The following is an 8,970-nucleotide window of genomic DNA, read 5'->3' on the forward strand; positions in this document are numbered from 1 at the left end:
GTCCGTAGGCGCTAGGCCGTCACAGCATCGGCTTGGCCGCGAGCGGGCCGATGTTGCCGAGGCTAAGCACGGCCGTGCCGTTCGTCACGACGCCTACGAGGTTGGCGCGCGAGGTGTACTGCTACGCAAGATGTCCATCACGCAGGGCGTGGATGCCGGCGGCGAGAATCTAAACGTGCAGTAGAAATTCGCCTGCCGAAAAGACGGATGCGGGATCTCGGCATGCCATGCGCCGGACCCTGAGATACAACTTCACGGCCGGCGAGTGCGAATCAAGCGAACATCACTGCTGCTTCATTCAATGGGTTCATATGGCAAACCAACGTAGTTTTCCGCGATCGTCTTGAGCCCTGCGTCGGAAGTCGTGTAGTAGTCGTAGTCGGTACGCTGCATGCGCTTGTCGAAGGCGTCGCGCTCTGAAAACTCGTGCAGGAGGTTGGTCATGAACCACGAGAAACGCTCCGCCTTCCACACGCGGCGCAGCGCGATCGGCGAATACTTTTCCAGTAGATCGGTACGGCCGTCGCGGTAGACACGACTCAAAATCCGATACAACGTGCTCACGTCGCTTGCGGCGAGATTCAAGCCTTTCGCGCCGGTCGGCGGCACGATATGCGCCGCGTCGCCAACGAGAAACAGCTTGCCGTACTGCATCGGCTCAACCACATAGCTGCGCAGCGGCGCGATACTCTTCTCAAGCGACGGGCCGGTGACAACCTTCTGCGCCACGTCCTGCGGCAGGCGCGTTTTCAACTCTTCCCAGAAACGTTCGTCGGACCAGTCTTCGACTTTCTCCGTCAACGGCACTTGCAGGTAGTAACGGCTGCGAGTCGTCGAACGCTGGCTGCACAGCACAAAACCGCGCTCGTGATGCGCGTAAATCAGTTCGTGATTGACAGGCGGGGTATCGGACAGCATGCCGAGCCAGCCAAACGGATAGACGCGCTCGTAATGCGTGAGCACTTCCGCAGGGATCGTCTTGCGCGAAACGCCATGAAAGCCATCGCAGCCCGCGACGTAATCGCAATCCAGACGGTATGTCTCACCGTCCTTTTCGAATGTGACGTAAGGCGCTTCGCCTTTCACGTCGTGCAACTGAACATTAGCCGCTTCGTAGATCGTGGTCGCGCCGCTTGCCTCGCGCGCCGCCATCAAATCGCGCGTCACTTCGGTCTGGCCATACACCAGCACCGACGAGCCGCCAGTGAGCTGCTTCAGGTCGATCCGGTCACGTCGCCCACCGAACACCAGTTCGATGCCGTCGTGAACCAACCCTTCCGCGTCCATACGCTCGCTCACGCCCGCTTCGCGCATCAGGTCGACCATGCCCTGCTCGAGCACACCCGCACGGATTCGGCCGAGCACGTATTCGCCGCTTTGACGCTCAAGAATGACGTTGTCGATGCCAGCCTTGTGCAATAACTGTCCCAAAAGCAGGCCGGACGGCCCGGCGCCGATAATCGCTACTTTGGTCTGCATAACCTATGTCTCCTGTTTCCTCTACACCGTGACTTCTAATTTACTCTTTGAGCCCCAATAACTGGCGCTACGGTTGAATTGCATTTTTCTAGAAATACGCAGCGCTGATAAGGCAATTTTTTCGATTAAAATTGGACTTTTAGAAAGTCCTATGCGGGCCGATACCTCGGGGATGAATTCATGAAGCATCCGGCGCAGCACGACATCCCCGTCTTCAATTTATACGGCGAAGGGCCTGACTGGAGCACGCTCGATTTGCTGCACTGCGAGTCGATACCCGAGCGAAGCAGTTTGCACGACTGGGAAATCCGGCAGCACCGGCACGCGGACCTCGCGCAAATCCTGTACGTTCAGAAAGGTGTGGCACAGCTCGACATTGAGGGCGAGAGAACAACGATAGACACGCCATCGGTCCAGGTCGTCCCGCCGATGTGCGTGCATGGCTTCCATTTCTCTCCGGAAGTCGACGGATACGTGGTTACTATCGCCGCGCCGCTGATGAACTGGCTTCAGCAGCAGATCGATGCGCCGCGCCGCGTGCTTGAGCGCCCCGGCTGTTATTCGGTCGGCAACGACCTGCCTTACATGAACACGCTATGCGACCGGTTGAATCAGGAATACAGCCTTCCCGCGCCCTCAAGGGACCTGATGCTCCGGTCTCTCGTGAGCGCGCTCGTCGTATGGGTCAGTCGTCAGGATCAACAAGGCAAGGAAAGGGGCGAACCTCAGGATCGTGGCCAAGCCTATGTGAGGGCATTCTCCGGCCTGATCGAAAAACATTACCGCGAACATTTTCCAATCAGCCGCTACGCCGAACGCCTGGGCGTGACGCCGGTGCATCTGAATATGGTATGTCAGCGAATAGCCGGCAAAAGCGCGCTCGCCCTCGTCCATCAGCGATTGCTGCTAGAGGCCAAGCGCAGTCTCACCTACACCGCACTCAATATCAATCAGGTATCCGATTTTTTGGGCTTTACGGAGCCCGCGTATTTCACCCGGTTCTTCAAGCGATTCACTGGCGTGACGCCAAACGCTTTTCGCAAGCGAAAATGATTTCACTGTTGCCAGCATCCGGCTGCTGCACGGCAGGAAATGAACCAACGTCATCCAAGCGCCTCCGAAAGCGTCCTGCCCCTTGTCTGCACCCGACGTAATTTCTACGTTCGCCCCCTGTGGCATGATCCTCGGCCGTCCACCTTCTATGTCCGCTTCGTACATCTGGTCGAACAGTCGATCCCTCTTCGCGAGCGCTTCATTCGCCATCACGCGGATCGAACGTAGTGGATGCGGCTTCGGGACGAAGTCGTCCAGCTTGCGCAGTAAAAACAGACTCTCGGTCAACGTATCGCCGCCGCGCATATTCTCGATCGGGCAAGTGATAGGCCATCTATCAAGCCTCGATAGCTCTGCGCGACGACGTGTTTCAGCGATACTTCAGCAACCTCCGGCAAGCAAAGACGCTGATGAAGCCGCGCATCTTTATGGGGCCGCGCCAAAGCCGGGGCTCTATGCCGCGATATGGCACGCGTGATCGTTGACCGCGAGCGCCGGATAGCTGTCCCCGCCGTTGCGATAGCGCAGGTCCGACAGATCGAGCCGTCGCTGGTTCGCGAATGCATTGCGCTCTAGCGCTGCGATCTGCTGGTCGTACAGCAGGCAATCTGCGAGCAAGCCATGGGGAAGAATGAATAGAAATTCAGCGAATCTCATGCAGGTCCGTCAGCTCGCTCATTCGCACTCCCGCCTCGTGCATCTCAAGCGCGTTGACTGTCGGCCAACCGCGTACCGACAACGCAATTCCGGCCCATGGCTTTTGCGGCGTATAGCGCGGCATCCGCTTTTCCCAACATGTTCGCCAATGTGTCGCCTTCCTGGTACTCATCGACGCCGGCACTGAAGGTGTAGGTGACTTCGCCTGACGCAACAGCCAGACGTGATGCTGCGATACGGACGCGAAGCTGGTCCATCAGGCGAAAGGTGTCGACCTGCCCGGTGGACTGAGACAGGATTGCGAATTCCTCTCCGCCGAGGCGGCCGAAGACATCCCCGCGGCGCAAGCCGCTTGATACGGTGGAAGCGAAATGCGCAAGTACCTGGTCGCCGCCGGCATGCCCGTGTTCGTCATTGATTGCCTTGAACTTGTCGAGGTCCAGAATTGCAATAGACAGCCGCAAGTTCGAGTTCCTGGCTTCAGCCAGCAATGACTCTGCCCGGGCAAGGAAAGCACGGCGCACAAGCGCACCCGTGAGCCCGTCGACATTTGCCAGGCGTTCCATACCCTCAGCCATCCGGTCGTGAGCAAGCATGACCACGCCAATCGAAAGACACGGCAGCGCTAATATGGCAAGACCGATGAATGCAATGTTTATCGGCGTCGGCGCCAGAAAGGCGGTCTGATGCTCCCATCCCACTACACAGGCGATACTGCGTGATGCGTGGACAGCCGCGCCGAGGAATGCCGCACCCGCCAAAAACTGATAGCAATATTTCGGTCTGCCCGGCGGCCGCAACCTGAACACAATCCAGCCAATGGCGAGACGGGCATACGCAAGAAACGCCGATAGCAAAGCAATTCTGGCATTGACGTCTGGCGACAGGTATCCCCAATAGACAATACCGAGCAGCACCACTCCGTACGCGACGTACTCCAACGAGTGGGCAGGCCGAAGACCAAAGAACTGCCGACAGCCTTGCAACATCAAGAGCGCCGCGGCCCCGAGCAATGCACTTGCGACAACTATGGCCAGCTGTGCAGGCGCAGGTGCCTGCAGTGCGAGAAGGACGAGCGCTACGACTACGACGGCGTTTGCGCCAATCCAGCGACGCAACCCTTGTATTCCCACGTGCAGCAGCGAACCAAACACCGCCATGCTCACCAAGCAGGACATGATTGCAACAACCAGGAGGCTGACGAGGCTGAACATACCTATTGGCGCGAAGTCGAAACTCACAGCGATATGGATTAGAGGGCATCAGAGCGCGCGGCCATGTTGAAGCGCTCCACGGGGCTTTTCGCCTTGAGTCGCAGAGCAAGGGCCCCCTCATGCGTTTACGGCAGGCGGCTGGCGTTCTTGAATCCTCCGCGGATTTCCATATCGGCGAACAGACTTCCCACGGGGTGAAACTTCATGGATACGGGCATCTTCCGCAGCACACTAGCCGTCAACGCTCTTTAGCGTATCGCAGCTTCAAAATCGACGAAATGTCACATTGGAAAGAGCGGCGCAGTTGCCTTCACAAAGCTCGGCACCACGTATGTCGCGGCGATAGTATCGAATGCCGCTCAACGTCGGGAAAGTTTTCCTGAGACACCGGCGAAGCAGCGACGACATCCGAAAAATCACCGCCAGCGGTCAGCCATGCCGGCCGGGCGGGCCCAAGTGCAGCTATGCATTGCGTGTCGGGCGGCCGGCGTATCGGCTCTCCCTCGAGGATAACGGCTCGCGAAATTCGCCATGACCCTCGGTTCGCAATTCGCACGGGGTTAGAACCACCCCAAGCTTGTCAGGACGGTGCCTCGTGGCGGTTTCGCCGGTAGCGTTCAATCGTCTCCAACAGAGTTTCGAATAGCATCGCATCGGAGTTGGAAATCGAACCCGTGCGCGTGTGCAGCACCAGACCGGAGCGCTCTACCTCCGCGAGTACGAGGAGTATGAACGGCATGTCACTCATAGCCAGGTCGCTGTAGGACCAAAGATTCAGCACGTCGGCAATTGATACGAGGTTGACGAAGCGCTCGACGGAAAGCGTCTTGACCTGGTCAGCCATGACGGCGAAGTAAGTCCGCCAGTTCGCAATGAAAGTATCGCGATTCCTGCCCTCAACTTCGATATTCCGTATCCCTCGTGCGAAGAGTACAGGGGGCTGAATATTGCTCGTCGTGAGTGGGCACGGTGATAACGAGAAATGCTGTCGATGGAGAAACTGAAGTCCCTGCTCCCCTGCATCTTCCACAATCATCATCTCGCGACGACAGAATGGGCATCGCGCCATTTGCCCGTCAGCATCATGTAATTTGAGTTCCTCCAGGTACGAGGCAGCATCCACATATCGTTCCTCCTGATGATGCACTGCAAGTGACAAGTGAATCTTTGGAATTTTCAAAGCTGGGGGCTGCGGCAGCATCGACGCAGCCCTTATGTTCCACAGCGTTGTCATGTCACCTACTGCGCACCGACCCGGTATCCGTCGTTCAGCGTCTTCAGAAAAGCGATGATGTCGTGAATATCGGTGTCAGTCATCGCCGGCTTGTCGCCAGGTTTCCGGTCGAAGGGGGCGTCCTTATCGTCGATGTTCGCATGAAACCGCATCGGCAAGTCATCGTACTGACGAGTCTTCCCATCCGCGCCGCGCGGATAAAACTTCTGCGGAGCGGTATTGCGTTCGTTGTAGAACGCCATGACGTCCTCAAGCGAGGTATACACACCATTGTGGAAAAATACCTTGCGCGTCGACACGTTCCGTAGCGTCGGCGTCAGGAACATCCCGCAATATTGCGTCTGGTCTTTCAGGTCCGTTCGGAAAGGACCGCAGATGCCCATGTCGAAGAAACTCTGGTCTTTGTTGGCCGCAAGATGGACGTTGCGGGGCACACCGAGCGCTTCATACTGGTAGTCGGTAAACATTGGCGGCAGGCCGTCAGCACCCGGTTTCGAGAGGTGGCAACCCGCACAGTTCGCCTTGTCCGGGTCGTTGAACAGACGCAGTCCATGCAGTTCCGCCTGACTCAGCCTAGCCTTCCCTTCCAGCCAATAGTCGTACTTGCTGGTGTACGGATGAAACGACTGCTCTTCAACCTGATAACGCGCTACTGCAAACATCGCCTCGGACATCGCAAGCGTCGTGTTCTCAAACACATGCGCGCCGAAAAGCTGGGTGAAGTCGTCCTTGTACGGCGTCCGCTCGAGCTTCGCCATGACATCGGCGATGTTCGCGTTCGCCATCTCGACCGGATTAAGCAGTGGGCCTGATGCCTGCGCCTGGAGCGTATCCGCGCGGCCGTCCCAGAACATCCCGCCCTGCGGAACCATCGCTGGCGCCGCCGGAGCAACACCCGCGTTCTTTTGCGCCCGCGCGACGCCTGCAGCCTGACTCGCAATCTTCGCCAGGTCGGGAGCGTTGTCCGCGTCTCCGGCGTCGGGGCCGATGCTGAAATTCGGCTGCCGGTAGAGGTACATGAGCGACTGTGGCGGCCGGTAGCCTTCCTGCGACAATGAGGCACCACCTAACTGGACAGCCAGGTTATTGGCGGGCCCGTATGCATGCTCCGGGCTATGGCAGGAGGCGCATGACTGGCGGCCCGACGCGGAAAGTGTCGGGTCGAAGAATATCTTCTTCCCAAGTTGCGCCGCTGCACTCAATTGAGGTGGCGCAACAGGACGCTGAAGCTCGATGGGATTCGGGTTCGCGCCAGTGAGGTTTTCCACAACCAAGCCGACTGCTGCAGGCACGCGTGACGGATACAGCAGCGCCCAGCCGCAAAAACCGACTGCGGCGACAGCCGCCGCTGCGACAACCCGTTTAAGCGTGCGTCGAATGCGGAACTGCGGCTGTCTCTGAGGACTTGTTTCCGTAGAAGGAACTGAGGAGGCGGGCATATGAGCAACGACGAGGAAATCTGAAAATGAAAAATGTTGCCAACCCAAAGGGCTGGCAACACCGAAGTACTCTTCCGTTTCGCATCGGTGCCAGGCACCGATGCGAAGGGCGGAGTTCAGATGGCAGGTACGGAGGAGACGACCGAGCCCAGGTTCGGGTCGACGAACACCGTCGGGTTGTTACCCGCGCCGCTGAAGTTGAACAGACCCATGATGCTGCCGGCCGTCGCATCGAACGAACCGCCGCCGATGCGTTGGCTGCCCAGCCAGTTGTCTTCGATGAAGCGAACCACGGATGCCTGGCTAATCGGCGTGTGGTCAACGTAGTTCACCTTTGCCCACGGCGAAATCACGAGGAACGGAATACGCGTGCCCGGGCCGCAGCGTCCATTGACCGCCGCACCATTCACGCCGTTCGGAGCCGTTCCCGTACCGCACTTGCCGGCGCCGTTCAACTGGTCCGCCTGAGCGTCGAACGACGGGCTCGTGGGATTCGCATAGGCATGGTCGTACCAGCCATCCGAATCGTCCCACGCTACGATAACCGCCGTGCTCTTCCAGTCAGGCTGCTGCTGCAGGAAGTTGACTACCTTTGCCGTGAAGGCCTGTTCGTCGAGCGGGTCCGAGTAGCCAGCATGGCCATCCTGGAATGCCGGGGCCTTGATGAAGCTGACCGACGGATAGTTCCCGGCCTTCACCGCGGCGAAGAAATCGTCAGAGTCGTACTGGTGGTTTGCCGGGTCAACTGTCTTGCCGTCGGACTGGAGCGTATAGCCGATGGCTGCTGTCGCGCTAGGACGCAAATGCTGCGGGTTTGACGTCGACGCGTAGTACTGGAACCAGTTGTGGTGCGGGATGTAATCGGCAGTCGCCTGACCGACCGCCGGGGTCACTGTACTGCGTTTGCAGCCGGTCGTACCGTTGCTGTTGGTCGTCGACAGGTTGAAGCCGCCCATGAAGCCGCCCCACGTGATGCTCCTGGCGTTAAGCAGGTCGCCGATGTTCTTGCCGGACATCAGAATCTGGTCGGTCGTGCTGGAGCACAGGTCGTTTGCCGGGTCGACGTCATTGATGAGGGTAATGCCCCCTTGACCGTCGTTGACGTAGTAAGAATGCGAAGCCGTCGTGAGATTGAATGGCTGCTGGCTTGTCTTGACCAGTTGCACGCCGTTGGTCTGGCCGGCGATAACTTCCAGTGCACCCGGCGTCGACGGTCCGAACGTATCCGTGTAAGCGTTGTCGCTCATCGCAAAGTGCTGAGCATAGTTCCACATGGCAGTAACGGTGTTGCCATCGTAGTAACCCATTACCTGTCCAGTTGTACCGAAGGCGCCTGCGCCACCACTCGAACCCTTACCCGTGAACTTCGGGAACAGGTCCGCGGCGCCATTGTTATACGCTTGCTGTTCCGCCGTATAAGCGTGGTTCTGGTCGGCCGTTGCCGCCTGCGTCCGGTCCAGCCGGAACGGATTCGCAGCGCCCGTGCCGTTCAGTGTATTGATGAAGTTGGGGTTATTGGTCAGCAGTGTGCCGCTCAGACCATTCACCGACGGCGTGCCTGCGGCAGCCGTGAACGCGGGTTCACCCGACGGGTTAGTCGCATTCGGGTAGGTTGCGAAGTAGTGGTCGAAAGAGACGTTTTCGTTGTAAATCACAACGACGTGCTTGATGGGTGTTGCCGTCGTCAACTGATTTTGTGCGCTCACGGGCGTCAGCCCATTCGAGCCGCTGCCACCGCATGCGTACAGTGAGACCGCCATTGCGATGCCTGATACACCAAACAGGAAAGCTCGGGTAAACATTCGAGTTAACTCCGGATATCGTTTTGCTATTTATTTTTCGTCCGCTGTTTCATCGCGAAATAAGCGGGCGCGCGGGGAACGTCAAAAACCAC

Annotated in this window: 7 protein-coding genes and 1 pseudogene; 1 reads left to right on the top strand and 7 read right to left on the bottom strand. The window is 58.3% G+C overall.

Annotation, left to right across the window (positions count from 1 at the left end):
* Nucleotides 1-294 precede the first annotated feature (294 nt).
* Nucleotides 295-1,479, bottom strand: coding sequence for a 4-hydroxybenzoate 3-monooxygenase (gene pobA / locus P0D70_RS27325; protein WP_408186751.1), 1,185 nt, complete (start codon nt 1,477-1,479; stop codon nt 295-297).
* Between the two features lie 180 nt (nt 1,480-1,659).
* On the opposite strand from pobA, the gene P0D70_RS27330 reads away from it, so the two are divergent.
* Nucleotides 1,660-2,532, top strand: coding sequence for a helix-turn-helix domain-containing protein (locus tag P0D70_RS27330; protein ID WP_408186752.1), 873 nt, complete (start codon nt 1,660-1,662; stop codon nt 2,530-2,532).
* A 117-nt stretch (nt 2,533-2,649) separates the two neighbouring features.
* Here the strand turns inward: P0D70_RS27330 and P0D70_RS27335 are convergent.
* From P0D70_RS27335 to P0D70_RS27360, 6 genes and pseudogenes are all read right to left on the bottom strand, one after another.
* Nucleotides 2,650-2,838, bottom strand: a pseudogene (locus P0D70_RS27335) (IS5/IS1182 family transposase); the annotation flags it as partial.
* 147 nt (nt 2,839-2,985) lie between these two features.
* Nucleotides 2,986-3,189, bottom strand: coding sequence for a hypothetical protein (locus P0D70_RS27340; RefSeq protein WP_408186759.1), 204 nt, complete (start codon nt 3,187-3,189; stop codon nt 2,986-2,988).
* A 44-nt stretch (nt 3,190-3,233) separates the two neighbouring features.
* Complete coding sequence (locus P0D70_RS27345) at nt 3,234-4,403, bottom strand: GGDEF domain-containing protein (RefSeq protein ID WP_408186753.1); 1,170 nt, start codon at nt 4,401-4,403, stop codon at nt 3,234-3,236.
* 580 nt (nt 4,404-4,983) lie between these two features.
* On the bottom strand, nt 4,984-5,637 hold the full coding sequence (locus P0D70_RS27350; RefSeq protein WP_408186754.1) for a hypothetical protein: 654 nt from the start codon (nt 5,635-5,637) through the stop codon (nt 4,984-4,986).
* 5 nt (nt 5,638-5,642) lie between these two features.
* Nucleotides 5,643-7,076 carry a cytochrome-c peroxidase gene (locus tag P0D70_RS27355; protein WP_408186758.1) on the bottom strand — a complete coding sequence of 478 codons (1,434 nt, stop codon included), beginning with the start codon at nt 7,074-7,076 and terminating at the stop codon, nt 5,643-5,645.
* Nucleotides 7,077-7,192: 116 nt separating this feature from the next.
* Nucleotides 7,193-8,878 carry a phospholipase C gene (locus P0D70_RS27360; protein WP_091803992.1) on the bottom strand — a complete coding sequence of 562 codons (1,686 nt, stop codon included), beginning with the start codon at nt 8,876-8,878 and terminating at the stop codon, nt 7,193-7,195.
* Nucleotides 8,879-8,970 lie beyond the last annotated feature (92 nt).

The sequence above is a fragment of the Paraburkholderia sp. RL17-381-BIF-C genome (assembly GCF_046026435.1).
Taxonomy (GTDB): domain Bacteria; phylum Pseudomonadota; class Gammaproteobacteria; order Burkholderiales; family Burkholderiaceae; genus Paraburkholderia.

Coding starts and splice junctions, on each gene's coding strand:
- pobA (WP_408186751.1), bottom strand. CDS start 1,479: ATGCAGACCAAAGTAGCGATTATCGGCGCCGGGCCGTCCGGCCTGCTT.
- P0D70_RS27330 (WP_408186752.1), top strand. CDS start 1,660: ATGAAGCATCCGGCGCAGCACGACATCCCCGTCTTCAATTTATACGGC.
- P0D70_RS27340 (WP_408186759.1), bottom strand. CDS start 3,189: ATGAGATTCGCTGAATTTCTATTCATTCTTCCCCATGGCTTGCTCGCA.
- P0D70_RS27345 (WP_408186753.1), bottom strand. CDS start 4,403: ATGTTCAGCCTCGTCAGCCTCCTGGTTGTTGCAATCATGTCCTGCTTG.
- P0D70_RS27350 (WP_408186754.1), bottom strand. CDS start 5,637: ATGACAACGCTGTGGAACATAAGGGCTGCGTCGATGCTGCCGCAGCCC.
- P0D70_RS27355 (WP_408186758.1), bottom strand. CDS start 7,076: ATGCCCGCCTCCTCAGTTCCTTCTACGGAAACAAGTCCTCAGAGACAG.
- P0D70_RS27360 (WP_091803992.1), bottom strand. CDS start 8,878: ATGTTTACCCGAGCTTTCCTGTTTGGTGTATCAGGCATCGCAATGGCG.